Below are 24,767 nucleotides of genomic sequence, written 5' to 3'. Positions count from 1 at the left end.
CGCATTTTCATAAATAGCGGCTCCCGTTCGACGGTAAGCCGGATGACGGACCTGAGGCACTGTAGCTCAGCGGTAGAGCAGGGGACTCATAAGCCCTTGGTCGGGTGTTCAAATCACCCCAGTGCCACCATTCCAAAACCCCCGCCGGTCAACCGGCGGGGGTTTTTGCTTTCCGGTCACCATGCCTGTCCCCAAAATGGGCCTGTCCCCAAAATGGGCCCAAGGAACGGCCGGGCAATGGCAGGTGTTACCCGGAGAAGATTGCCCCTTGCGCTGAGGAAGGACCACACCCCATGAAATTCGATGCGAAACCGGTGATGCGCGCCGCCATGCTGCTGCTGTTGGCCCTGTCCGTCACGGCCTGCGCCAACCAGCCATCCCCGGACGTGGTGCAACCCCTGCCCGGCCTGCTCTGGGGCGTCGTACATGGGTTCCTGGCGCCGCTTTCCTTCATCGGCAGCCTGTTCCTGGATATAAGGATGTATGCGTTCCCCAATGACGGGCTTTGGTACGATGCCGGCTTCGTCCTGGGGTCCGGTATCCTGTTCGGCGGTGGCAGTCGTGCCGTCTAGTGCGTGTTTCCGGTCAACGGAAAGACGCTGCCCCTCGCCCGGTCCGGCCGCAATCTGGCGGGCGGTGATGATCCGCTTACCGGCGGCTTAAAATCAGGCCGCAACCAGATCGCCACCCGTCATGCTGGGCCCCACCTGGGAATTGCCGCCGGCCTGGCGCCTGGCCTCCTCTTCCCGGTTGCCGCCACGGGCGCCGTTGCCGGTGGACCGCTTGCGCTCCTCCTCGTCTTCGGACGGCAGGGCCAGGCTGTCCAGCATCATGATGGTGAACGTGGAGATCGGTTCCTTGCCCGACACGGCCGACCGCATGCCCGTCAGCCAGGGCTGGGAGGAGGTATCGGCCGCCTGGATGGTGCCAAGCACGCTGCTATCGGCAAATTGTGCCGGGCTGTCATCGAACTTGGCCGCAAACCGGTCGAATATCTGACCGACCGACTTGGGCCGCGTGCCGTCGTAGAAGACGTTCAGGTTTGCTTTCGCGGCATCGGGCAGCAGGCTGGCGGCCGGCTGGTTGGGATTGCGGTCCAGCGCCTTCAGGAAGCGGGAGGCGCCGCCGGCCCCCAGGAAATGGGCCATGTACAGCTCGGTATTGCCCACGGGCCGGCCCAGTTCCCCTTCCAGATAGCGCTTGTTGTCATTGGCCAGTTCAGCGGCGAAAATGGCGGAAAGCCGCGGATCCTTGCGCAGGTTCAGGATTTCCCGCCGGGTGGCCGGGTCCGATACCCGGGCCTGCCCGTCGGCACCGCGTGACACCTTGTCGGCATAGACACCCAGGCCGTGCTTGGCCCCGTGCTGTTCGATCATGCTGAGCCAGGTTCCTTCGGTAAACTGGAACAGCCCCGTGGCACTGCTGGTGGCGGCCTTCACATCGGTGCGATAGCCGCTTTCAACCCCCGCCTTGTCCATCAGATAGGCAAAATTGACCCCGGTCGCCGCGCTGGCCTGCTGGACAGCACGAACGACCTGCGCCGGCGCATGGCGTGCCGCACCTTGGGTTTCGGCGGGGCGGCCCTGGTTCAGGATGGCGAGGCTGTTGGTCACGGGGCGAACTCCACTGGTACTGATCTGCCGTTGCTGGTTTGGGAAAGCAATCAGCGTGCCAACCTGCCCGGCCCTGCGTGATCGGCGCCTGCACGCGCGGAAGGCGATGACAATCGCTTCCTATTACGTTAACGTAATGCCCAAAATAACCACGCTGCGGGACGCAACTAATTTTGACCGGACATATTAAACGGCAAGGCTTGCCGTGAAGGATGTTTGGCGCAATCTTGTGCCCATGCCCGCTGCCGGGATTCTGCTTGTTTGTTGAACCCTTCTTGGGAGGATAAGGCGAAATGACCGCTTACAACGCGCCCCTTCAGGACATGCGTTTCACCCTGAACCATGTCGTCGGCCTGCCGCAGGTGGCCACCCTGCCGGGGTTCGACGTGGTTACGCCCGACCTCGCCGACCAGGTGCTGGACGAGGCGGCCAAGCTGGCGCGCGATGTGCTGGCCCCGCTGAACCGCGTCGGCGACCAGGAAGGCGCCAAGCTGGACAATGGCGTCGTGCGCACCGCCAGCGGCTTCAAGGACGCCTATTGGAAATATGCCGAGGGTGGGTGGAACGCCGTTCCCTTCGACCCCGAATATGGCGGCCAGGGGCTGCCCTGGACGCTGGCCCTGCCCATCCAGGAAATGTGGGCCTCCTCCAACATGTCCTTTTCGCTGTGCCCCATGCTGAACCAGGGCGCGGTTGAACTTTTGCAGGCCCATGGATCGGACCAGCAGAAGAAGCTGTATCTGGAAAAGCTGATCAGCGGCGAATGGACGGGCACGATGAACCTGACGGAGCCGCAGGCCGGTTCCGACGTGGGTGCGGTACGGACCAAGGCCGTGCCGCAGGATGACGGGACCTGGCTGATCACAGGCCAGAAGATCTTCATCACCTATGGCGAGCATGATTTCACCGACAACATCATCCATCTGGTGCTGGCGCGCACCCCGACCGCCCCGCCGGGCGTGAAGGGCATCAGCCTGTTCGTCGTGCCGAAATTCATGGTGAACGAGGATGGCAGCCTGGGGCAGCGCAACGATCTGCGCTGCGCCGGCCTGGAACATAAGATGGGCATCCATGCCAGCCCGACGGCCGTCATGGCCTATGGCGACAATGGCGGTGCCATCGGCTACCTGGTCGGTCAGGAGAATCGCGGTATCGAGTACATGTTCACGATGATGAACAATGCCCGCCTGGGCGTGGGCCTGCAGGGCGTCTCCATCGCCGAGCGCGCCTATCAGCAGGCGGTGGACTATGCCAAGGGCCGCGTGCAGAGCCGGGCGCTGACCGGCAAGGATCCGGCACCGGTGGCCATCATCAAGCATCCCGATGTACGCCGCATGCTGATGACCATGAAATCCCAGATCGAGGCAGCCCGCGCCCTGGTCTATTTCACGGCGGCAGCCCTGGACAATGGCCACACCAACCCCGACGAGGGTGCGCGCAAGGCCGCGGCAGCCTTGAACGACCTGCTGACCCCCGTCACCAAGGCCTGGTGTACCGACCTGGGCGTGGAATTGAGCAGCCTGGGCGTGCAGATCCATGGCGGCATGGGTTTCATCGAGGAAACGGGTGCCGCCCAGCATTATCGCGATGCCCGCATCGCCCCCATCTATGAGGGGACCAACGGCATCCAGGCCAATGACCTGGCCTTCCGCAAGGTGCTTCGTGACGGGGGTGAGGCGGCGTTCACCCTGATCAAGGATATGCGTGCCGTCGCGGCAGAGGCCGCCGCCCAGCCGGGTGATGACCTTGCCACCATGGCGGCCAACCTGACTGATGCCATCGACGCCGTCGAAACGGCATCGAAATGGCTGCTGGACACCGGCAAGGCGGACATGACGGCCGTCGCGGCCGGTGCCGTGAATTACCTGCGCATGTTCGGTGTTGCCATCGGCGGCTACCTGACGGCCAAGGCGATGATCGCCGCCAATAATCTGCTGCGTGAACCCGGTGCCGACACCAGTTTCCTTGAAGGAAAAATCATTACCGGTCGTTTCTATGCCGACCAGATCCTGCCGTCGGTGCGCGGCCTGCTGAAAATCGTCACCGATGGACACCGCAGTGTCATGGGGCTATCCGACGATCAGTTCTGAGCGGACGGACAAAGGGCTTTTCACCAAGGGTTTTCCAGATGTCGGGGGTGGCTCGGGCCGCCCCCGGCCGACGGACATGCCATTGGTCATAACCCGGTCATAATTCCATTGTCGGAACCGGGCTGGCAATCGGGCCAAATGGACATGACGGCGCGTCAGGCTCCAAATAGCGGGGCCAAGACAACCTCTTGCGCTGGAGAGGAAACGCCGAGATGAATGACAATTCAACCCTGGAACTGCGAAGCCTGGCAGCCAGGATCGCCTCAGCCTACAGCAAGGCCAACCCCACACCGACGGAAAACATCGCGAATGTCATCCAGTCGGCCTATCACGGGCTGCAGCGCTGCGTTAATCCCCCTGCCCCACCATCGCCATCCCCATCGGCAAGACGGCGGCGGAGAACGGTAGCGGACTGATCGGCGGCGGGAAACCCATCCCGGAATGGCCATGCCTGTTCGCATGCGTGGCCATATCTGCCGGCCCCATACCGGCCTGTTCCCACCTGCCCTGTCCCTATCTGCCCTGTTCCTATCTGCAATGTCCGCTGATGCGCACCTTCTGTCCCGCAGACTGTTCCCGCAGGTGCGCTTTGCCGGACATCAGACCGCATGCATCCCGGCTTCGCCATCCATCAGGCGGCGCAGGGTGCCGCGGGCACGCGACAGGCGGGACTTCACGGTGCCCACGGACACCTGGGCGCGCTGGGCGGCCTGTTCATAGCTGATGCCCTGCAGGCCGACCATCACCACCATGTCGCGCTGGTCGGACGGCAGGCGGGCCATGGCACGGCGAAGGTCACGCAACTGCATACGCTCCATCTGCCGGGCCGGAAGACCGCCGATGTCCGAGGCGCTGCAATCGTCCAGGGCGACATGCGAGCGGTTGCGGCGCAGGCCGTTGATGTACAGATTGCGCAGCATGGTGGACAACCAGGCCCGCAGGTTCGTCCCCTCTTCCCACAGATGCAGGCGGGTCAGGGCACGCTCGACACATTCTTGCGCCAAGTCGTCGGCAAGAACCGGGTCGCTGCAAAGGCTGAGAGCGAAGCGGCGCAGATAGTCACGTTCGGCGGCAACGCGCATCGACAGGCTGGCGTTCACCTTCACCTGCGAAGGAAACTGCTGAGTGCTGGCCATGATCATCTCCTTTTCTCAAAGGAAAAGACGACATAACAAAGGATATGCATCGATTTTAGAAATGATGCCAGTACCACCAGAAGTCGGTGTTACCGTCCTTAAAAGTTTATCGTCGATCCCCACTCTTGATGGTCTGAATTCTTCCAACAGACGATGTTTAGATTGTGGCAAAACCGTTCACAATCCAGGAAACTTTCGGCCAATTCCGGGGGACTTATGGCCTATCCTGCCTATTGCCTGATCGGTATTATAACGACCGGCCGCCAGCACTATACCCTCCGGACAGGATAGCCAGGGGTGATGCTGCCGACCCGCGACGCCTAACCATCCGGTTGGATAGCGGATAGGTCGGGTCGGTACTAATGTGCAGGTTCACAACCCAGACCGGCCCGTCTGTCAGGAACCAGCACCATGCCGACACCGCAGGAAACGACTGTGCCACCTACCCCTTTTCGCCCGCTGACCGAGGCGACGGTGCTGTCCGTGGTGCTGCCCATGCATAACGAAAGCGCCAATATTGCTGCGCTTTTCCAGCGGCTTCAGCCGGTTATGGATCGTTTGGGCGTGCCTTACGAGGTGGTTTGCGTCGATGACGGATCGCGCGACGACACGTGGCTGCGGCTGCTGGTGGTCCATGCCGCCAATCCCCGTATCCGCCTGCTGCGCTTCAGCCGCAATTTCGGCAAGGAAATGGCGATGACGGCCGGCCTGCGCCACAGCACGGGACGCGCAGTCGTGCTGATGGACAGCGACCTGCAGCATCCCCCCGAGCTGATCGAGACGTTCTATGCCCAATGGCAGGCCGGCGCGCAGGTGGTCTATGGCGTCCGCCGCGACCGGGACACCGATCCGCCCCTGCGCCGCATCCTGACCCGCAGCTTCTACCGGGTGCTGGATCGGATGTCCGAAGTGCCGCTTCCCCGTGACGCCGGTGATTTCCGCCTCATGGACCGGGCCGTGGTGGATGCGTTGAACCGGATGGGCGAACGCACGCGCTTCATGAAGGGGCTTTATGGCTGGGTCGGGTTCCGCCAGGTCGCCGTGCCCTTCGACACGGCGGCACGTCATGCCGGCAGCACCAGCTTCAGCACATGGAAGCTGTTCCGGTTCGCCATGGATGGAATCGTGTCCTTCTCCACCCTGCCGCTGCGGGTCTGGTCCTGGCTGGGGCTGGGCGTGGCGGCCATCGCCGTGCTCTACGGCGCCCTCGTCCTGCTGAAAACCCTGATTTTCGGCATCGACGTTCCGGGCTACGCCTCCTTGATGGTTGCCTTGCTGTTTCTGGGTGGTGTTCAATTGATCTGCCTGGGCGTGCTGGGTGATTATCTGGGACGGGTCTTCACGGAGGTGAAGGGACGCCCCCTGTATCTCATCGCCGACGCCCTGGGTTTTCCGGCCGCCGGCAGCAGCACCGGGGAAGAGGCGAAGGGCCAGACATCCGCGTTCTTTCCGACCGGCGCGACGGGTTGAAGCGGTTATCATGGCAAGTTTGTGGGAGAAGCCAGGCGACTGAGGTATATCCGGAGCCGCATGACGCTTCTTGCGAAGGCCGGGCTTCGTTCCGGCTCGAAGGGTATGGCATGACGGTTGAGGGCGGAAACGGCTCGTCGTTCTGGGAAGGCGTGGGGCAGATGGCCCTGGCGGCCGCCATCCTGTTCGTGGCGGTGACCTTCAAGGATTACGGCATTACCTGGGACGAGCCGCTGCACCTGGAAAATGGCTGGCTGGCCCTTGAATGGTATCTGTCATTGGGGGAGGACCGTCGCGTCCTGGCCTTTCAGAACCTCTATCTCTATGGGGCGCTGTATGATTCGGTGTCGGCCATGGCCGGCGCCGCTCTGCCTTTCGATGCCTATGAAACGCGGCGGCTGGTGGGTGGTCTGGTCGGCGTGGCGGGACTGGCGGCCGTGCGGGCCCAGGCGCGGGAACTGGCCGGCCCGCGGGCCGGTGCCCTTGCCATCGTGCTTCTGCTGCTGACGCCCGAATGGATGGGCCAGGCGTTCAGCAATCCCAAGGATGTGCCCTTCGCCACCGCGGCCGCCTGGCTGGGTCTGTTCCAGATCCGGCTGCTGCGGGAATTACCGCGGCAGCGCCTGTCGACATTGCTGTGCTTTGCGCTGGCCTTTGGCGCGGCACTCGGCATCCGCGTGGGCGGGGTGGTTCTGGCCGGTCCGCTGGCGGTCGGCTGCCTTTATTGGCTGGCACGGCACATGCGCGTGCATCCACCCGCCACCGCCCTGCGCGAAGGGGCCTGGGCCGCCGCGCGGCTATTGCCGGCCTTTGGGCTGGCCTGGCTGCTGATGCTGGGTTTCTGGCCATGGGCACAGCTGGAACCCGTGACCCGTCCCTTCCAGGTACTGGCCGGCTTTGCCCATTTCCCCCTGGAATTCAGCTTCCCCTTCGCGGGGCGCACGCTGGTCTCCACGGACCTGCCCTGGTGGTATGTTCCCGTGGGCTTTGCCGTGAAGCTGCCGGAGATGACGCTGCTAGGCCTGGGCGTGGCCACGCTGGCTGGTCTGCGCGCGCTATGGCGCCATCCGATGGCGCTGACACAAGAACGGGTGGGCCTGGCTGCCGCCATCCTGTTGCCGCCGGCGATCGTCATCGTCGCGGGCACCGTTCTTTATGACGGTATCCGGCATCTGATATTCCTGCTGCCGCCCCTGTCGGTGGCGGCGGCATTGGGGCTTGACCGGCTGGCCGCAGCGCTGACGGGACCGAGCCTGCGTGAACGCCTGCCACAGGCCGCGATCCTGGGTGCTGCCCTGCTGATCGTGTGGGCGGGGTCGCAGGTGGTGACGATGATCCGCCTCCACCCTTATGAGGCCATCTGGTACAACCGGCTGGCCGGAGGTGTGGCGGGGGCGGCCGGGCGGTTCGAGCTGGATTACTGGGGCAGCCCCCTGTCGGAAGCCGCCAGCCGGTTGCGCAACCATGTCGTGGCCCGCGAAGGCAGCGCCGCCCTGGTCCGCCCCTATCGCGTCCGTATCTGCGGGCCGCATGCCTCTGCCCTCTATTTCCTGCCCCCGACCTGGAAGGCGGTTCCCGATGGCAAGGGAGAGGCCGATTTCTACCTGTCCTTTACGCGCAGTTCCTGCGGCGCCGTGCCACCGGGACGGGAGATTCTGCGCGTGAAACGCATGGGGGTGACACTGGCCTATGTGTTGGACCTGCGTGAACAGGGGATATCTTCCGATCCGCCATAGGACCAAGCTTCCGACGGGTGCAACCCATCGGAAGCCTGACCGCCCCCCTTCCGATGGCGCCGCCGGTCTCAGCCCAGTTCCACATCCAGCAGACGGACGAACTGCTGCCCGCAATGCATGTCGCGTTCCACCACGCCGCCCTGCGGTGCTGTGCGGGCATGGGAGATCTTGACCATGTTCAGCCCCGGCACGGGATAATGCCGGACCAGCGCCGGGTCCGCACCATACAGGCGTTCAAACAGGTCCGGACCCAGCGCGGGGTGGTTGTGATATTTGCCAAAATTCTCCGGCCCGTTGAAGAACAGGTCGAAGGTAACCCAGAAAGGGCCGGCATTCTTGGACCGGACATGCCGGCAGACTTCCTTCAACTTGACCATCACACCTTCTCCCCTTCCCCCAGGTCGATCCACACCGTGCGCACCAGTTCCATCGGGTCATCGACCTCGACCACATGGTTCAGCAGGAACTCATAGACAGGGCCCCGGTCGATATCGGCGGGGCTGAAAGCGAAACCGTAGCTGGGCAGTTCCTCGTCCAGCACGACGGGGAAATGGAAGAAATAGGGGTTGCAGGCCTTGGCGATCTGGGAGGCCATTTCCTGACTGTCCGCCGTGGCGACGAACAGAACGCCGATTTCCCGCGGGGCCGGCGTGCCGGGGGGCGGACGATCGCCCGACACGGCGTTCCAGCCATAAAGCCGCAATGAAATATGAAAATCGCCCGCCGCCGGCCCGATGGTCTTGTGAACCCGGTCGTAAAGCGCAGCCAGCATCCTGTCGTGGAACGTGTCCACCGCCTCCAGCACATGCGGGTCCTGGATGCCGATCAGCATGACGGTCTGGAAACGACGGCTGCCCGCCCCCTCCAGCTTCATCGTATAGGGCTGGTTCTTCCAGACAGAGCCCGTGACCTTCACCGTGCGGTCGTCAAGCTGGCGATATTCCGCGTCCGTCACGTCCAGCACACCGCCGGGTTCGGTCAGCAGGAAGGGATTGCTGTTCTCATACAGCATGTGGGCCGATACGCTTTCGGGGCTGCAGCGGTTGCCCATGGACAACGGCTCCACCTCGAACCCGTCCGGCCCGATGCTGATCAGCACGCCGGCCCCGCTGACCGGCTTGACGGTGCATTGGACACCGCATTCCGCGATCTTCGCCGCATGCCAGGACGGGCCGGCGGGCGCGCCCTTCATCAGGGCGAAACATGCCAGGACGGCCGTGTCCGTGGTACGCCCGCCCAGGATGATGTCCGCCCCGCCCTGCAGGGCGGCGATATAAGGCTCCGGCCCCATGGCGGCCACGATATGGTCGCAGGCATCGATCGTCGCATCGTCCAGCGCCCCCAGCGGCGGCAGCGGACGGACCTTGCCCGCCTGATTATATTGCTTCAGCCGGTCCTTGTCCTGCTCGCAATAAAGCAGGGCGATCCGGGGCCGCAGCCCCAATTCGCCTGCCACCTCCAGCACGATATCGCGCGTCCAGTCCAGGTTCAGGTCACCGCCGGCCTGACCACTGGTGCCGACGATCAGCGGGATGCCGGCATCGGCACCGGCGCGCATCAGAATGGTCAGGTCGCGTTTGACGGAACCACGATTGTTCTTGGAAATGCCGAGCGCCAGATAGGCGGCGCCGCTGTCGGTGGAACCGGCGTCGGTGGCGATCGCATGCGCCCCCTGGGCGATGCCGTACCGCACCTCCTCCTCCCGTGCGCCAGCACCCAACGACCCGGTTGGAACCAGGATTTTGATCGGACCGTCCAACATGTCTGCTTAATCCAGTGATTGGGAGGGCCTGTCTGCAAGGCCCATGATGGAAGCTTGATTTAATGCATCCATATAGTCAAGTTTTGGATGCAAAAAAAATCGATGACGTTTGCATCTGACTGCCGGCAAACCCCCAGGAGCCGCATTACTGGCGGAAACCGGGATCGATACGGTCCAGTTTGCGCAGCAGGGCCGGCCAGGCCAGTTTCTCCGCCGCCATATCGGCCAGGGGTCCGGTTGATTGCACCCGCACCTTGTCCACTGCGTCGGGCGGCGGCTCATGCAGATTGTCGCGACCGGCCGCCAGCATGTGGACCTGCGCCTCGCATGCCCGCTCCAGCATGTAGATGCGCATGAACGTCGTGGGGATGGAGGAGCCGACCGCAAGCGTGCCGTGATTGCGCAGCAGCAGGATGTTCTTCGTGCCCAGGTCGGCGACCAACCGTTCGCGTTCATCCAGATCGGTGGCGATACCCTCATATTCGTGGAAGGCGATGTCATGATGCACGGTCATCGCCGTCTGCGTGTGCGGCAGCAACCCCTCGCGCATGGCGGATACGGCCTGGCCATAGGGGGTGTGCAGATGGATGACGGCCTGCGCATCGTCACGCGCCATGTGGATGGCGGAATGGATGGTGAACCCGGCCGGATTGACCATATGGGGCGTCGGCTCCACCGCCCGGCCCTCGACATCGATCTTCACAAGGGACGAGGCCGTGATCTCCCCGAACAGCAGATTGAAGGGGTTGATCAGGAAATGATGCTGGGGTCCGGGGATGCGCACGGACATGTGGGTGAAGATCAGATCGTCCCAGCCATGGTGCGCCACCAGCCGGAAGGCCGCGGCCAGATCGACCCGCAGGCGCCATTCCTCCGGCGGGATACCGGTACGCAAATCGTCATTATTCGACATCGGGTTTTCCTCCCTTGGAAGATTGTGCAGCCATCAGCCCAGATGGCGGGCGACGAAGGCGGCAAGCGACGGACCGGCCAGCAGCACCAGCAGCACGCGCACCACCTGCGCTGACAGGATGAATGGAAGGTCGACGGGGACCGTGGTGGCGATGATCAGAATCGCGTCGATGCCGCCCGGCGTGGTGGCCAGATAGGCCGTCAGCGGATCGACATCGCAGAAGATGCCGACCAGCAGGCCCATGCCGGCACAAAGACCGATCAGGGCGAACGCCGCCGACAGGATGCGGGGAAGGGCCTGCACGCAATCGCGCAAGGTCGACCGGGTGAAGCCCAGGCCGATGTTCCAGCCGATCAGCGCATAGGCCGCCGCCGCCAGCAGCGGCGGCACCGACGGTCGCGCCAGCCCCATGCTGATCAGCGCGGCACCGGCCAGACCCGGCAGAAGAAAGGCCGCGGCCGAAAACCCCAGCCGGTGGGCGACAAAACCGCCCAGGCCGGCCAATGCCAGCGTCTCCGCCAGCGACCGGCCTTCCAGCGGAGGAAACCAGTCAGCCACAGGCAGGGTTCCGGATGGTCCCGTCATCGCGTGGGCCAGGGCGATGGCCGCACCGGTGACCATCAGGATGCGCAGATACTGCATCACGGCCACCAGACGGCCGTCCCCGCCCCGCTCCTGTGCCATGGCCACCATCCCGGCCGCCCCGCCCGGTGCCAGCCCCCAGACGGCCGTGGAGCCGGGGAACCAGCCCCGCCGCGCCAACGCCCAACCCAGGCCGGCGCTGATCAGCAGGGTGGATGCTGCCATCAGCAGGAAAACCGGCATCCAGGCCAGCATGGAGGGTCCCACCGCCCGGGCCAATGCCACCGCGACCATGCAGCCGACGATGGTATAGGCGCCCAGCAGGACCGACTTCGCGGGCCGTACCACAGCACCGCCGAGGCCGAAGGCAATGCCGGCCAGAAGCGGGCCCAGCAGTAGGGCAGCCGGCACGGAGGCGGCCTTGAGACCGGCCACCAGCCCGGCCGTTACGACGGCCAGCACCAGCCACTGCCCGAATTTGCGCATCCCCGACCGTTCCATCGGTCAACCGGCGTACAAGGGGATGGCACCCGTGGCCAATGCCGCCACCAGCACCACCAGCGAGACCAGAATGGCCCATTTCAGGGCGAAGCGCTGGGCGTCCGCCACATCGACCCCCAGAAGCCCGCACGCCAGGTAGATCGGCGCCAGCAGCGGGCTCAGCGCATGGACCGGCTGGCCGATCAGCGAGGCGCGGGCAATCACCTCCGGCGCGATGCCATAGCCGGCGGCGGTGCTGGCCACCACGGGCACCACGCCGAAATAATAGGCGTCATTTGACATGACGAAGGTCAGCGGCATGCTGGCCAGAGCCGTGATGGGCGCCAGATACGAACCGATCGACGGCGGGATCACCGACAGCGCGGCGCCGGCCATGGCATCGGCCATGCCCGTACCGTTCAGGATGCCGGTGAAGGCACCGGCGGCGAAGATCAGCACCACGACATTGACCACATTGTCGGCATGGGCGGCGATGCGGGCTTTCTGATCCTTGAGGCGCGGATAATTCACCGTCGCGGCAATGGAAAAGGCGCCCATCATCATGACCGGCAGCGGGGCCAGCCCCAGCACCATGCCCAGCACCAGCGCCAGGGTCAGGGCCAGATTGAACCAGAACAGCCGCGGCCGGCGGATACCCTCCTCTACCGGCGGCGGAACGGGGGCATTGCCGCCCGCCTGCGGACCGGTGATGCCACCATTGGTGACATGCCCCGCCACTGCCAGCCGCCGCCGTTCGGACCGGCCGAACATCCAGGCCAGCAGGAAGATGGTTGCGAATCCGGCCAGCATGGCCGGGATCAGGGGGCCGAAGACATGCATCAGATCCACACCCACGGCAGCCGCGGCGCGGGCCGACGGGCCACCCCAGGGGATATAGTTCATCAACGAATTGCACAGGCCAAGCAATGTCGCCAGGATCAGCGGATTCATGCCGATCCGGCGATAGACAGGCAGGAAGGCCGTGATGATGATCAGCGCCGTCGTCGTGCCGTCACCGTCCAGCGACACCACAGTCGTCAGCAGGGCGGTACCCAGAGCGATGCGCACGGGGTCATCCCCCACGGCGGCCAGCACGCGCCGCACCAGCGGATCGAACAGCCCCGCATCCATCATGATCGCGAAATAGAGAACGGCGAAGGTCAGCATCAGCGCCGTTGGCGCCACCTGCAGGACGCCATCCAGGATCATGCGGCCCAGGCCGGCACCCGCCCCGGCCATCAGGCCGAACAGGATGGGCACCGCCAGCAGGGCGGTGATCGCCGACATCCGCTTGGTCATGATCAGCACCATGAAGGTGGCGATCATCAGCGTGCCAAGCATGGCGGGCGAGAGCATCATTTCAATCAAGGCACTGTCTCCCGTGACCGCAACAGGGTCCGGCCGGTACGGGCCGGTTGCCTGTCGCCTTGGGCCTGGTTGGGTGGGAAATGCCGCCCGCCGCATGCGGGCGCCGGAAAGCCTGGCAATGGCCAGGAAGCAATGACCAGGAAAGGCAGGCGCCCTTGCAAAGCACCGCCGGCCCCGACCATGCGTATCCGGGCCCCAGCGCATTCCGCCTGCGACCGTCGCAATTCAATGGGCGTCATACTGTGTGGATGGCTTCGTTTCGTCAATAAAAACATCCACAGAATAAAATTTTGCATCCAATCCATTGACCGTGCGTATCCAGTCTGCCTAATCTCCCGTCCTGCCAGGCGATAAGAGACCGGCATAAGAAACCCATAGGGAGGAGGAAGGAATGCGTGCGATCAGCCGCCGGGCCCTGGCCTGCGGAACATCCGCCATGATCATGCTGTCGACGGGCGCCGCCATGGGCCAGGGGGCCGCGCCGCCCGGCGATCTGGAGGAGATCATCGTCACGGCGCAGCGCCGCAGCGAGCGCCTGCAGGACGTGCCCGTCACCGTCACGGCCTTCAGCGCCGAAGAGATCGAACAGGCCCGCCTGCGTCAGATAGACGATATCGCCAGCCGCACGCCCGGCCTGAATTTCGATGCATTCCCCGCCTCGCAGCCGCGCATCACGATCCGCGGCATCGGGTCCAGCGACCGCGGGGCTGCCGGTGATCCCAGTTCCGCCGTCTTCCTGGACGAGGTGTATCTGGGCCGCCCGGCCGCCGTGGCCTTCGATGCGTTCGACGTGTCGCGGATCGAGGTGTTGAAGGGCCCGCAGGGCACCCTTTACGGCCGCAATGTCGTGGGCGGCGCCGTGAATGTCGTCACCAACCGGCCGCAACTGGACCGGACGGAAGGCGGCGTGGAACTCACGGCCGGCAATTATGAGCGGCTGGAGGCGGCCGGTGTCGTCAATGTGCCGCTGGTGGACGGGAAATGGGCGGCCCGCGCCAGCGGGGCGTGGCGTACCCATGACGGCTACGTCCGCAACACCTTCACCGGCGGCCGGGTGGAGGATCAGGATACAAGGAGCGGACGGCTGCACCTTTACGGCGAACCGTCTGAAGCGGTGCGTCTGCTGCTGACCGTGGATGGCACCCGCGATCGGGCCACCGGCCCGGCCCAGCATGTTCTGGACCTGGACCCGACCGATCCCATGTCGGCACTGTGGACCGTGGATCGCAATCGCAAATACACGGCCGGTTCCGAGGAGGGCTATCAGGACCGCGATACCTGGGGCGTGCGCGGCCAACTGGATTGGGATCTGCCATTCGCCACCGTGACCTATCTGGGCGCCTGGCGTGATCTCGACTACCACGCCGCCTATGATTTCGATGGTGGCAATTCCAGCACGAACCCGGTCGGCATCAGCGGCGGGAATGATGAGGCGAGCAGCTTCTCCAGCCACGAATTGCGGCTGGGCGCCCTGCCCGAGAGTCGCATCCAATGGGTGGCCGGCCTCTACAATTTCAACAGCGATACCGATCGCGTGGATTCGCTTGTCATCGACATGGGCAGGCCGGCGACCGAGATTTACAATCAGGCCGCCAAGCTGAACAGCTATGCCGCCTTCGGCGACGTGACGGTGCCGCTGGACGACCGGTTCTCCGTGATCGCCGGCTTGCGCTATTCACGCGACGAGAAGGAATACACCGTCTCCAACACGGCCGGCACGGCGGTTCTGCGCGGGTCGGAACGGTTCGCCGTCAGCGTCTCCGACACCTACAACGCCTGGACCTGGCGAGCCGGCGGACAATACAAGCTGGATCGCGACCATCAGTTCTACGGCATGGTCTCCCGCGGGTTCAAAAGCGGCGGCTTCCAGGATACGCCAGGCTCGGCGGCCGAGGCAGCCGACGGGTTCGAGCCGGAATATGCCACCCAGTATGAGCTGGGTCAGAAAGGCAGCTTCCTCGACGGGCGGGTGGTCTGGAACAATACCATCTATCTGATGAAGTACACGGATCTGCAGACACGCCGCACCCTGCCCAACCTGTCCATCGTGACCGAGAATGCCGGCAAGGCGACCATCAAGGGGTACGAAACCTACCTGTCCTGGCGGCTGTTCGCCGGTGCCCGCATGACCGCCACCTATGGCTATACCGACGCGACCTTCGACCGGTTCGAGCCGGAACCGGGAGAAGATTACGCCGGCAACCGCCTTTCCCGCACGCCCAAGCACAAGATCGTCCTCTCCCCCTCCTACGAGACGGGGTTTGCCGATGGCAGCAGCCTGCTGTTCGCGGCCGATTACCGGTATGAGAGCATGATCTTCGACGACAATGCCAATGACGGGCCGGAACGGCGTCCCGCCACCCATTTCGTGGATGGGCGCATCGTGTACACGGCGGCATCGGGACAGTGGACGGCCTCGCTCTGGGGCAAGAACCTGACGAACGAGGTCACGCGCACCTTCCAGGCCGTCTTCCTGGGCGCCAATTTCGGCGCCTACAACCCGCCCCGCACCTACGGCGCCACGCTGGGCTGGCGGTTCTGACGCCACGTCCGCGTTGCATCCGGAAAGCGGGCCGGACGATGGCCGGTCTTTCACCCGCCATCGTCCGGCCCGCACCACCGGTTGGCTTCACGGGGGGACCCGGCCCCGGTCGTGACAATCGAACAAGGAACATGTAATGAACAAGAACCACCCCTATCGCATTGCCGTCATTCCCGGTGACGGCATCGGCAAGGAAGTGATGCCCGAGGGGTTGCGTGTGCTGGAAGCCGTATCGGCCCGTTTCGGGTGCCGCTTCCAGTTCGACCATTTCGATTTTGCGAGCTGCGACTATTACCAGCAGCACGGCCGGATGATGCCGGAGAACTGGAAGCAGCTGATCGGCGGGCACGATGCGATTTTCTTCGGCGCCGTCGGCTGGCCGGAAGCCGTGCCGGACCATGTGTCGCTCTGGGGTTCGCTGATCCAGTTCCGGCGGGAATTCGACCAGTATGTCAACCTGCGGCCCGTCCGGCTGATGCCGGGCGTGCCCAGCCCGCTGGCCGGCCGGCAGCCGGGCGACATCGATTTCTATGTCGTGCGGGAGAATACCGAGGGCGAATATTCCTCCATCGGCGGCAAGATATTCCCCGGCACGGACCGCGAGGTGGTGGTCCAGGAAACCGTGCTGACCCGCATCGGCACCGACCGCATCCTGAAATATGCCTTCGACCTGGCGCAGCGGCGGGACAAGAAGCATCTGACCTCGGCCACCAAGTCAAACGGCATCTCCATCACCATGCCCTATTGGGACGAGCGGGTGGAGGCCATGGCCGCGCATTATCCCGACATACGCTGGGACAAGTACCATATCGACATCCTGACCGCCCATTTCGTGCAGCATCCGGACTGGTTCGACGTGGTCGTCGCCTCAAACCTGTTCGGCGACATCCTGTCCGACCTGGGGCCCGCCTGCACCGGCACCATCGGCATCGCCCCCGCCGGCAACATCAATCCGGAACGCAAGTTCCCCTCGCTGTTCGAGCCCGTCCACGGTTCCGCCCCCGACATCGCCGGACAATGGATCGCCAATCCCGTCGGCCAGATCTGGTCCGCTGCCCTGATGCTCGACCATCTGGGCGAATACCAGGCCGGGGCGGCCATCGTAACGGCCATCGAAACCGTCCTCGCCCAGCCGCATCTGCGCACCCGCGACCTCGGCGGACCGGCGGATACCGTCACTTGCGGCAAGGCAATCGCAGACGCCCTGCGCTGATATCCCCGTTGCCGGAGAACCAGCCCCCGCCTTCATCCCCTGGCCTTGTCGGCAAATCGGCTGGGGTCCCGGCGTTTCAGCCGACAACCGGCGCAACGTTGATCAGGCGACGGGGGCGCAGGGATCAGCGGCAGCCGATGATGCCGCCATCGACCGGCATCTCGGCCCCCGTGACATAGGCACCAGCGCGCGAACACAGGAAGATGACCATACCGGCAATGTCATCGGGCCGGCCCAGGCGGGCCAGCGGGATATGGCCCTGAAGCGGGCCCTTGGGCGTCTGCTCATCATCCCGCAGATGGGCCGTCATGGAAGTGGGGAAGAAACCCGGCAGCACGGCGTTCACCGTGATGTTGCGGCTGGCCAGGTCCTTGGCCAACTGCCGGCTCAACTGGTGGATCGCGGCCTTGCTGGCACCATAGGAATAGGCCTGCAAAGGCTCGATGGCCACGCCGGCCACGGACCCGATATTGATGATGCGGGCCGGGTCGCCGCCCGCCCCGCTGGCGGTCAGTTCGGGCAGGAACTGCTGCACCAGCTTGAACGGCGTCTGGACATTGACGGCCATGACCGATGGCCATGCCTTGTCGGGAAAGCTTTCCAGCGGGGCGCCCCAGGTCTTGCCGGCATTGTTGACCAGGATGTCCAGCCCGTCCGCCCGTTCGCGGTAGCGTGTGGCCAGGTCCTGGGCGGCCTCCGGTGTCGACAGATCGGCCGGCAGGGCCAGGCACGGACCCAGTACCGACATTTCATCGGCGGCACGGGCACAGATGTCGGGCTTGCGCGAGGTGATGGCCACCTGTGCCCCGGCCCGCAGAAGCCCTTCGGCGATCATGCGCCCCAGACCCTGGGCACCGCCCGTCACCAGGGCGCGCCGCCCCTGCAGGCTGAACAGGTCCACGGCCATCCCTCAATCCTCCCCGATGTCGATGACGATCTTGCCGAAGCCGTGCGCCGTCTCCAGTCCGGCCAGCGCCTCTCCCGCGCGGGCCAGGGGAAAATGCCGGTCGATGACGGGCACCAGGCGCCGGGCCGCGATGAATGCCACCATGGCTGCGAATTCGGCCGGGTTGCCGACATTGGTGCCCAGCAGGCGCAGGTTCTTCAAGAACAGTTCCGGCGCATTCACGGGAAAGGACATGCCGCCCGTCGACCCATAGACGACGATCCTGGCCCCCATGGCCAGCGCCCGTCCATAGGCGGGATAGGCGGCGGCCGGCGCCCCGTCGAACACGACATCAATGCCGCCGGACTGCTTCGCCAGCGCCTTGCCCCAGCCGTCCTGGCGATAATTGAAGCCGGCCTTCGCCCCCAGGGCGATGGCCTTTTCCAGCGTGGCGTCTGAACCGGAGGTGACATGGACCTCCGCCCCCATGGCGAGACCGAACAGCAGGGCGAAGGTGGCGACCCCGCCACCGACACCGGTGATCAGCAGCCTGTCACCGGCCTTCAGCCCGGCCTTGGTGACCAGCCCGCGCCAGGCCGTCAGGCCGGCCAGCGGCACGGCGGCGGCCTGCGCGAAATCCAGGTGCGGCGGCAACGGCACGGCACTGGCGGCCGCCACACACACCGCGTCGGCCAGCGTACCCGGCCCGGGCATGCCCAGCAGCCCGAAGGCCGGCGCCGGATGGGCGGGATCATCCCCCCAGCACAGACCCGGATAGAGCAGCACCCGCTGCCCGATCCGGTCCGCCGGCACACCATCCCCCACGGCGTCGATAATGCCGGCCCCGTCCGCCCCCAGCGTAGCCGGCAGGCTCATCCCCGGATATTGGCCGCGCGCGATCCAGAGTTCACGATGGTTGAGCGAAGCGGCCCGCAGGGATACCCGCACCTCCCCCGCGGCGGGCAGGGGCAGGGGCACTTCCTCCAGTTTCGCGGCTTGCAGCCCATCGGCCGCGCGCAGGACCATCGCACGCATGACTTCTCCTGATATCTGAACGGTTCCGGAAGCAGGCTGCCCTTCCCTCCCTTTGGTTTCACCTGTCCGCCGACAGGGACCATCGGGCCAGGGCCGCTTGCAGCGACAGGTCGACCCCGGCCGGCCGCACCGCGCCCGGCGTGCCGGAAAAGCGCGGGGCCGGCCCCGGCTGCGCCACCCCATCCAGCGTGACGAATGTGCCGCGTGCCCGGTTGTGCGGATGGTCGCGCGCCTCTGCCAGCGACAGCACCGGTGACACGCAGGCATCGGTATCCGCGAAATGCAGGGCCCAGGCATCACGCGAGCGGGTCCGGAAGATGTCGGCGAACACCTCCCGCATGGCGGGCCAGCCAGCCTGGTCATATTGCACGAACCGCCCCGTGGGCAGCCCCAGCCCGGCCAGCAGCCGGGCGAAGAAGGGCGGCTCCAGCGCGCCCACGGCGACATGCCGGCCATCGGCACATTCGTAGCAACGGTAGAAGGGCGCCGCCCCGTCCAGCAGATTGGCCTCCCGCCGGTCCTGCCATTGGCCGGTAGCCAGGAAGGCATGGAACAGGCTGCCCAGCAGGGCGGTCCCGTCTGTCATGGCGGCGTCCACCACCTGGCCCCGTCCCGTGCGGGCGGCAGACAACAAGCCCGACAGCAGGCCCGCCACCAGGAACATGGCCCCGCCGGCATAATCGCCGATGATGTTCAGCGGCACGACCGGCGGCGCATCGGCCGGACCGATGGCATGCAGAATGCCGGCGACGGCGATATAGTTGATATCGTGCCCCGCGCGCGGCGCCAGCGGCCCCGTCTGCCCCCAGCCCGTCATGCGGCCATAGACCAGCCGCGGATTGCGGGCAAGGCAGGCTTCGGGCCCCAGCCCCATGCGTTCCATGACGCCGGGCCGGTAGCCTTCGATCAGTGCATCCGCCCCGGCAACCAGCGTCAGCACGGCATCGCGCCCCGCCTCGGATTTCAGGTCGAGTGTCAGGCTATGCCGCCCGCGATGCAGGATGGCACCGCCCACATCCTCCCACGCAGACCCCGGATGCGGCGGTCGGACGACGCGCAGCACATCGCAGCCGAGATCGGCCAGAAGCGTGGCAGCCAGCGGCACCGGCCCGATGGCATCCATCTCCACCAGACGGAACCCGGCCAGCGGGCCGGGATGGGTAGCGGCCATGAACAATCCTTTCCATGAAGAGGGAGGCCGGCGGGGGCTTCGGGATAAAGCGCAGCCGGCCAGCTTCTACACCCCGGGAGCATGCACCGCCCCGCCCGCCAGCCCCGGTGGCAGCCCGGCCGGGAACCTCACAGGCCCCGGTCCGTGACAAAACAGAAGCTATACCATCAGACCCAGTTGCCGGGCCTTGATGACGGTCTGCGGCCGGCGGCGGACACCCAGCTTGTCATAGACCTGCTGCATGTACCATTTGACCGTCCCCTCCGTCAGGCCGAGGCGGTTGCCGATCTCCTTGTTACGCAGGCCGGCCCCGACCATGGTCAGCACCTCCAGTTCGCGTCGGGACAGGCGGCTGCTGGGCTGGCTGTCCCCCTCCTCCTCGTCCTCTTCCTCCAGGAAGGGGATGATGCCCGTGAAGGATGCCGCCAGCCTGGCAGCGAACCGGTCGACCGGCGTATCCATGACGGGTCCATGACCATAGGCATCGACCAGCAGGGTGCCCACCGCCTCCCCCTCGTCCAGGAAGATGCGGGTCCAGCCCGCGGGGGCGGCCAGCGTCACGGCCTCCCGCACGGCGCGGCGCGCCTCCGACCGGTCCCCCTCCAGCAGCGCGATCTGGGCCAGCAGCAGTTCGAAGGCCACTGTGGAACGCACGGCACCGGCCCGGCGCACAAAGGCATTCCAGCGCTTGGCCACCTTGCGCGCCCGAACCAGCCGGTGGTTCTGTATCTCCAGCCGCAGCCAGGCGACGGCGATGCTCTCCTGCCGGCGGGTCGGGTTCAGGGTCGGCAGCGGCTCCACCTCCGGCGACAGGTCGCCGGCCTCGAACGCCGCGGCGGCCTTGTGCGGCTGGCCATCGCGCAACAGCAGCCGCACCTGTTCACCGACCACATAGGCGCGCAGCCGATCCAGGCCGCATTCGATGGCCACCAGATGCGTTTCCTCCAGCGCGGCCAGCGCCGCCGGCACCTGGCCGCGCGCCGCCAGCAGCCGCGCATGGACCAGATGGCCGGCCGCAAGCTGGTCCAGGAAGCCAAGCTGGCGGGCCAGACCCAGATGCCGTCGCACCAGATCGTCGGCTTCCGACAAATCCCCGCAATCATAGAGGAGTTCGGCCAGCGGCAGGGCCGGCAGCGCGGCCAGGGCCGACCCCTTGCCGGCGAAATCCTCCGCCAGGTCCAGCGCCTCGCGCAGCAGGGTCCGGGCCGCATCCACCTTGCCCTGCACCATGAAGGTAGGGGCAACCGAGGATTTCAGCGCGATGGAGGCGAAGCGCGCGCCGGGCTGTTCCAGGGCGCGGCGCGTCTCCGCCTCCAGCTTCAGGATGTCGCGGAAATGGTAGAGTTCGCGTCGCGCCGCCATGAGCTGGGCCAGCATGGTGCAACTGAGATAGGGATAATCGTCCCCCAGTTCGACGAGCAGCGCCTGTGCCCTGCCCTCCACCAGCGCCATCTGGTCACGTGCGGCCGCCATGGTGATGTACCGGTGTTCGACCAGCCGGCGCAGATGGGTGACCTGATGGGAAGGCATGGTCCCCGCCGCCTCGTGGGCATCGATGCAGGCGGCGGCGGCATCGATCATCTGTTCGGCCGGCGCCAGGGCAAGGGCCCGGATGCGCCGCCAGGCAAGCGACAGCAACAGGACGGGCCGACCTTGCAGCAACGGCCAGGAAAGGACGTTCGCCACCTCGTCCAGATGCAGGAGGTGGCCCGCATAGGTGGCCGATTCAGCCACCGATTCCAGGCATTCGGCCAGGAATTCCAGATCACCGCTGGACCTGGCATGATCGATGGCCGGCAAAGGCTGGTTCTGCGACACGAAATAAAGGCTGGCGCGGCGATGAAGCTCCGATGCCCGTTCCGGCGCATCTTCCGTCAGCCGCCGCCGCAACAGGTGGCGGAACAGCGGGTGCAGGGCGTAACGGGCCGCATCGATATCGACCAGGGACACGAACAGCCCCGCCGCCTCCAGTTCCATCAGCAGATGGCGGCTGTCGGTACGGCCCGTCACCGCGTCACAGGCCGCCGGCGTCAATGTCTCCAGGACGGCCGTGTCGATCAGGAAGGCCCGACGGTCACCATCGATGCCGGCCAGCACCTCCTCCTCGAAATAGTCGCCGACCTCCAGCGTGAAACGGGTCCAGCGCTCGGCCGCATCGATGCCGGTCACCCGCTGGCCCATGACAAGCCCGCCGGCCCAGCCGCCGGCCCGTGCCATCAGGGGGGCGGCGACGGTATCCGCATCGGCATCCACACCTGTGCTCCCGGCCGTGGCCTCTGCGATGGCTGCCTGCCAATCAGCGATCTCCGTCGGTGTGAACCGCAGATCGGCCGGCCCCACCTCCAGCAGCATACCCAGGGACCGCAAGCGGGCGACGGGCACCTTGTTGCGGCCGCGCGCGCTGATGATCGTGGTCAGGGCGTCGCGCGCGCTGGCAATGATCCGCTCCACAACCAGCAAAGCATCGGGCGGCAGCAGGTGGGCATCATCCAGGATCAGGACGGGATAGGGGCCGCCATCGGTGACAAGATGGGCCAGCAGTTCATCCATCGGGCTGTCCAGCCCGAAGGCGGGCCAGTCCAGGCCCGCCCGCGTGGCGGCCATCCACAGCCAGGACCACATGTCCTCCGGCCGCGCCATTCCGGCCCGCGCAGCCAGCCACAGGACGGGTCGGCCACGGTGGCGCAGTGCCTCGCCCCAGAAGCGCAGAACGGTGGTCTTGCCATAGCCCGCCGGCGCCTGCACCAGCGTGACACGGGATGCGTCCACGCCATCCAGCAGCGCATCCAGACGGGAACGTCTGACCAGCGGCCCGCTGCGCAACCGCGCCGATCCGACCAAAGTGGGAATGATGCCCATGTTCTTCCTCCTCCCAATGCCACACGGTTTTTGTTGTTGTGTTGGGGTGTGAACTTTTTGTTTCGTGCTGTCCGCTGTGCCTTTTCTCCCTCTTCCTCTTCAGATGGCGGTGCCCGTCAGCCTTCCGGCGCGACGGTCAGGCGCAGACCGGCCAGGGCATCCGTCATGGACAACTGGCAGGACAGGCGGGAATGGGGTCGGCGATGGCCGGAACCCTCCAGCAACTCATCCTCGTCCGCTCCGATGGGCGGCAAGCGGCCGGCGAAGGCCGGATCGACATAGACATGGCAGCTTGCACAGGCGCAGCATCCGCCGCAAAACCCTTCAAGCTCATCGATCCCGGCATCGCGGGCAGCCAGCATCACCGACTGCCCCTCCGCCCCGTCAACGGGGCGGGTTTCGCCACTGCGCATCACGATCATGATCTCGGGCATGGCCTTTCCCTGCTTGGGCGGGAACATGGGGTCAATCTATGTTCCGCCACGTCGTTCGGCCCCTATCCAAGGATAGGGTACCCCCTATCGGAACGGCATTCCATAGTGTGTAGCCGCCGCGACAGGTAATCAGCTGGCCGGTGATGTAACCGGCTTCGGGCAGGCAGATGAGATAGACGGCACCGGCCGCATCGTCGGGCGTGCCGGCCCGTCCCAGGGTGATGGCGCGGCCGATGCCGCGTCCCGCCCCCCCCCCCGTAATGAAGGCGAAGCGGTCCCATGGCCCGTCCCCCGTCAGAAGGATCGGGGCAGGCCGAGGCTTTCGGCCAGTCCATTGCGCACCATCTCGTTCGTGATGGGTCCGATGCGCCACAGGCGGCTGTCGCGCCAATAGCGCTGCATGTCGGTTTCCGCCGAATAGCCCATGCCCCCCAGAATCTGGATGCCCAGGTCGGCCGCCTTGTTGGCATTCTCCGATGCGATCAGCTTCAGCATGTTCGCCTCGTTGCCCACCGGCTGTCCGGATGCCTGCTTCCAGGCGCAGTAATGCAGCATCAGTTCGGTGGTCACCTGCATGGTCGCCACGTCGGCGATATAATGCTGTATGGCCTGGAAACTGCCGATGGGACGACCGAAGGCATTACGCTGTCTGGCATAATCCAGCGCATCCTCCAGCACGCCATCGATGACGCCCAGGCAAAAGGCGCCGACCATGATGCGTTCGTTGTTCAGTGTCGGCAGCAGCATGTACCAGGCCTTGTCGGGCTCCCCCAGCACGTTCTCATCCGCCACGAAGGCATCGTTGAAATGCACCGTGCAGGACCCCATGGACCGCATGCCCAGCTTGGCCAGCGGCGTTATGGTCACGCCCTCCGTCTTGGCCGGCACCCAGAAAAGGGTCAGCCCCTGGTGTTTCTTGGTGACGTTCCTGTCCGTGCGCGCGATGACCAGCAGATAGTCGGCGACATGGGCCGACGAACTCCAGATCTTCTCCCCGTTCAGCTTCCAGCCGCCTTCCACCCGTTCCGCACTGGTGCGCATGCCGCCCAGCAGGTCGGTGCCGCCGGAAGGTTCGGTGAAGGCGATGGCCGCCTTCAACTGTCCGGTGGCGATCAGGGGCAGATATTTCTTCTTCTGCGCCTCACTGCCGTAAAGACCGATCGACTTGGACCCTGCGAAGGAGGTGATGCCCCAGATCCAGGCCAGGCCGCCCAGCGAACGGGCCAGTTCGCGGGCCAACAGCATCTGCATCAGCACATCGCCGCCCTGGCCGTCGAATGCCTCCGGTATGCCCACGCCGTGGAAGCCGGCTTGCGTGAACTTGTCCCAAAGCGCGTAGGGATAATGATGCTCGTCCTTCTCCAGGTCGCGGGCCCAGCTTTTCGGCACCTCGGTATCGACCCAGCGCCGCACGCCATCGCGGAAGGCGCGGTATTCCTCGGGAAGATTGAAATCCATGTGAAAGCTCCTCGGGGAT

19 protein-coding genes and 1 tRNA gene are annotated in these 24,767 nt (G+C 65.4%); 7 read left to right on the top strand and 13 right to left on the bottom strand.

What is annotated here, in order from left to right; translation table 11 throughout:
• Positions 1-55: 55 nt before the first annotated feature.
• Both ABC728_RS22355 and ABC728_RS22350 read left to right on the top strand, forming a co-directional pair.
• Positions 56-130, top strand: a tRNA-Met gene (locus ABC728_RS22355).
• Between the two features lie 163 nt (positions 131-293).
• Entirely contained in the window at positions 294-572 is a 279-nt protein-coding gene (locus ABC728_RS22350; RefSeq protein WP_416621235.1) for a hypothetical protein, read from the top strand.
• Positions 573-665: 93 nt separating this feature from the next.
• On the opposite strand, the gene ABC728_RS22345 is transcribed toward ABC728_RS22350, so the two are convergent.
• Positions 666-1,613 carry a hypothetical protein gene (locus ABC728_RS22345; protein WP_416621236.1) on the bottom strand — a complete coding sequence of 316 codons (948 nt, stop codon included), beginning with the start codon at positions 1,611-1,613 and terminating at the stop codon, positions 666-668.
• A gap of 293 nt (positions 1,614-1,906) precedes the next feature.
• Here ABC728_RS22345 and ABC728_RS22340 point away from each other — a divergent pair, with 293 nt between their 5' ends.
• On the top strand, positions 1,907-3,703 hold the full coding sequence (locus tag ABC728_RS22340; protein WP_416621237.1) for an acyl-CoA dehydrogenase: 1,797 nt from the start codon (positions 1,907-1,909) through the stop codon (positions 3,701-3,703).
• Between the two features lie 599 nt (positions 3,704-4,302).
• Here the strand turns inward: ABC728_RS22340 and ABC728_RS22335 are convergent.
• The gene (locus tag ABC728_RS22335; RefSeq protein ID WP_416621238.1) at positions 4,303-4,839 is read right to left on the bottom strand and encodes a sigma-70 family RNA polymerase sigma factor; all 537 of its coding nucleotides are present in this window, start codon (positions 4,837-4,839) and stop codon (positions 4,303-4,305) included.
• A gap of 411 nt (positions 4,840-5,250) precedes the next feature.
• Here ABC728_RS22335 and ABC728_RS22330 point away from each other — a divergent pair, with 411 nt between their 5' ends.
• Together ABC728_RS22330 and ABC728_RS22325 are read left to right on the top strand one after the other, a co-directional pair.
• The gene (locus ABC728_RS22330) at positions 5,251-6,309 is read left to right on the top strand and encodes a glycosyltransferase family 2 protein (protein ID WP_416621239.1); all 1,059 of its coding nucleotides are present in this window, start codon (positions 5,251-5,253) and stop codon (positions 6,307-6,309) included.
• Positions 6,310-6,419: 110 nt separating this feature from the next.
• Positions 6,420-8,045, top strand: coding sequence for an ArnT family glycosyltransferase (locus ABC728_RS22325; protein ID WP_416621240.1), 1,626 nt, complete (start codon positions 6,420-6,422; stop codon positions 8,043-8,045).
• A 68-nt stretch (positions 8,046-8,113) separates the two neighbouring features.
• Here the strand turns inward: ABC728_RS22325 and ABC728_RS22320 are convergent, their stop codons facing one another.
• The 5 genes from ABC728_RS22320 to ABC728_RS22300 all read right to left on the bottom strand — a co-directional run bounded on the left by ABC728_RS22320 (position 8,114) and on the right by ABC728_RS22300 (position 13,141).
• Positions 8,114-8,422, bottom strand: a complete 309-nt coding sequence (locus tag ABC728_RS22320; RefSeq protein ID WP_416621241.1) for a DUF4387 domain-containing protein — start codon at positions 8,420-8,422, stop codon at positions 8,114-8,116.
• Positions 8,422-9,807 (bottom strand): acyclic terpene utilization AtuA family protein, encoded by a 1,386-nt coding sequence (locus ABC728_RS22315; protein WP_416621242.1) that lies wholly within the window; start codon positions 9,805-9,807, stop codon positions 8,422-8,424. Before ABC728_RS22315 ends, ABC728_RS22320 begins: the two co-directional genes overlap by 1 nt.
• Positions 9,808-9,952: 145 nt before the next feature.
• Entirely contained in the window at positions 9,953-10,720 is a 768-nt protein-coding gene (locus ABC728_RS22310; RefSeq protein WP_416621243.1) for a class II aldolase/adducin family protein, read from the bottom strand.
• 33 nt (positions 10,721-10,753) lie between these two features.
• A complete protein-coding gene (locus ABC728_RS22305; RefSeq protein WP_416621244.1) occupies positions 10,754-11,788 on the bottom strand; it encodes an AbrB family transcriptional regulator in 1,035 nt (344 codons plus the stop codon).
• A gap of 18 nt (positions 11,789-11,806) precedes the next feature.
• Entirely contained in the window at positions 11,807-13,141 is a 1,335-nt protein-coding gene (locus tag ABC728_RS22300; protein WP_416621247.1) for a CitMHS family transporter, read from the bottom strand.
• Between the two features lie 400 nt (positions 13,142-13,541).
• On the opposite strand from ABC728_RS22300, the gene ABC728_RS22295 reads away from it, so the two are divergent.
• Both ABC728_RS22295 and ABC728_RS22290 read left to right on the top strand, forming a co-directional pair.
• The gene (locus tag ABC728_RS22295; RefSeq protein ID WP_416621245.1) at positions 13,542-15,692 is read left to right on the top strand and encodes a TonB-dependent receptor; all 2,151 of its coding nucleotides are present in this window, start codon (positions 13,542-13,544) and stop codon (positions 15,690-15,692) included.
• Between the two features lie 136 nt (positions 15,693-15,828).
• Positions 15,829-16,905, top strand: coding sequence for a tartrate dehydrogenase (locus ABC728_RS22290; protein WP_445376505.1), 1,077 nt, complete (start codon positions 15,829-15,831; stop codon positions 16,903-16,905).
• 124 nt (positions 16,906-17,029) lie between these two features.
• Here the strand turns inward: ABC728_RS22290 and ABC728_RS22285 are convergent, their stop codons facing one another.
• From ABC728_RS22285 to ABC728_RS22260, 6 genes are all read right to left on the bottom strand, one after another.
• Complete coding sequence (locus ABC728_RS22285) at positions 17,030-17,812, bottom strand: SDR family oxidoreductase (RefSeq protein ID WP_416621399.1); 783 nt, start codon at positions 17,810-17,812, stop codon at positions 17,030-17,032.
• A 3-nt stretch (positions 17,813-17,815) separates the two neighbouring features.
• A complete protein-coding gene (locus ABC728_RS22280) occupies positions 17,816-18,826 on the bottom strand; it encodes a zinc-binding dehydrogenase (protein WP_416621398.1) in 1,011 nt (336 codons plus the stop codon).
• A gap of 58 nt (positions 18,827-18,884) precedes the next feature.
• The gene (locus ABC728_RS22275) at positions 18,885-19,997 is read right to left on the bottom strand and encodes a CaiB/BaiF CoA transferase family protein (protein ID WP_416621397.1); all 1,113 of its coding nucleotides are present in this window, start codon (positions 19,995-19,997) and stop codon (positions 18,885-18,887) included.
• 159 nt (positions 19,998-20,156) lie between these two features.
• Complete coding sequence (locus ABC728_RS22270) at positions 20,157-22,856, bottom strand: LuxR C-terminal-related transcriptional regulator (RefSeq protein WP_416621396.1); 2,700 nt, start codon at positions 22,854-22,856, stop codon at positions 20,157-20,159.
• Positions 22,857-22,972: 116 nt separating this feature from the next.
• Positions 22,973-23,290, bottom strand: coding sequence for a 2Fe-2S iron-sulfur cluster-binding protein (locus tag ABC728_RS22265; protein WP_416621395.1), 318 nt, complete (start codon positions 23,288-23,290; stop codon positions 22,973-22,975).
• Positions 23,291-23,584: 294 nt separating this feature from the next.
• Entirely contained in the window at positions 23,585-24,748 is a 1,164-nt protein-coding gene (locus ABC728_RS22260; RefSeq protein WP_416621394.1) for an acyl-CoA dehydrogenase family protein, read from the bottom strand.
• Positions 24,749-24,767: the final 19 nt, after the last annotated feature.

The organism is Niveispirillum fermenti (genome assembly GCF_052474395.1).
This window is presented reverse-complemented; position numbering and strand designations above follow the sequence as displayed.